Source organism: Microbacterium sp. K35 (genome assembly GCF_004794375.1).
Taxonomy (GTDB): Bacteria; Actinomycetota; Actinomycetes; order Actinomycetales; family Microbacteriaceae; genus Microbacterium; species Microbacterium sufflavum.
Map to the genome: position 1 here is coordinate 1 of NZ_SSDM01000226.1, position 1,611 is coordinate 1,611.

Below are 1,611 nucleotides of genomic sequence, written 5' to 3' on the forward strand. Positions count from 1 at the left end.
CCCCGGCCGCGGTCTCGGTGCTCCACAGCCGCCGTCCGCCGCGCCGCGCCTCCCACACCGCGGTCCCGGCGTCCGCGGCCTGCCGCCACACGAGCCCGTGCAGCACTCCGCCGGGCTCGGTGAGGTCGAACTCGACCCACTCGCCCTCGGGCACCCGCACGAACGCGCCACCGGCGAGGTTGCCCTCGCCGGTCCACGCGCCGTCCGCGGGACGCTCGACCGTGCACCCGGGCGAGAGCCGTGCGGCCTCGGCGTCGAGCGCCCGCAGTCCCGCGAACGACGACAGCCCCGTGATCGAGGTCGCCAGCCGCGCCACGTCGGGGTTCGCGTCGAGCAGCTGCATCGTGAGCAGGCCGTGGATCGTCGACTCCGCGCCCGAGTTGCGGTTCACGCGGCCGTCGGTCTCGACGCCGTCGAAGGTCACGCCGGTCGCGGGGTCGTACACCGGCACGCCCGCGGTGTTGGCACCGAAGAACCATCCCGCCGCGAGCCCCGCGATCACCCGCAGTCCCTCGCCGCCCGCGCTCGCCGCCTGCAGCGCCCCGGCCACGCGGCCGTGTGCGCCGTAGGCGATCTGCGCCTCGGCGGGCAGTGGCGCCCACGCGTTGTGCGGTCCGCCCGAGGTCAGCACCTGCGGCGTGAAGCGGGCCGCGTCCGCCACGGCCGCGGCGGAGAGATCGGGGCGTCGCAGCACGCCGCCCGCCCTGGCCAGCGCCTCGGGAGCCGCCGCGCCCCACGCGTGCCAGAACCCCAGCGAGCCCGTCCACGGCAGCACGGCCCCGAACGGCCAGCCCTGATCGGGGTCGGTCGCCATGGCCGCCACGCCCTCGGCGTACGTCTGCAGGGCCGTGCGGCTGCGGTCGTCTCCGGCCTCCGCGGCTGCGGCGAGCCCGAGCATCGCCTCCGCGGTGGCGTCGGCGCCGCCCGCGATGAGCCACGCCGGCAGGTCGCGTCCGTCGCTGCGGACCCACTGCCCTGCACGGCCGAGCGACTCGCGCGCCAGCGCGTCCAGGCACAGGTGCAGCCGCGCTCGCAGGAACTCCGCGAAGGCGGGATCCTCCGTGCGGAACGCGGCGTATCCCTCTCCGAAGGCCCACACGGTGCGGGCCAGCCAGTACGACTCCGCCGAGTCCGAGGGGTCGGGCAGCTCCACCGGGATCGCGCTCGGCGTGAGCGTGCCGTCCTCCTGCTGCCACAGCACCACGCGTCCGGCGTTCGGCCCCGACACGGTCTGGAGGAACGCGAGGGAGCGGAGCACGTCGCGGGCGTCGTCGCGGCTCTGCGGGTCGCCCGTGGCGCGCCAGTCCCGCAGGAACACCACCGCGGCGCGGGCGATGTCGTCGGCGTTGTACGCGCCCTGCGACCAGTAGCCGGTGGCGGCGTCGCGCGTGCCGCCGCCGACCGGACGGTAGCCGCCCGCGCCGTCGGTGTCGGCGTAGGTCCACGGCGCCCGCACGACGGGGCGCTCCGCGATGCCCTCGGTGGTGTGCGTGTCGCTCGCGACCACCGGCACGTCGGCCAGCAGGAACCGCAGGTGCGCGAGGTTCGTGAGGCGGCGACCGCGGGCGCTGGCCGGGCGGAGGGCCGATCCGGCCGCGGTGCCCTGGGCCA

1 protein-coding gene is annotated in these 1,611 nt (G+C 77.0%); it reads right to left on the minus strand.

Features of this window, described 5'->3' with window-relative positions:
* Positions 1 to 1,611, minus strand: a 1,611-nt coding sequence (locus DW299_RS08530; protein WP_136036331.1) for a hypothetical protein, incomplete at both ends; no start/stop codon positions are given.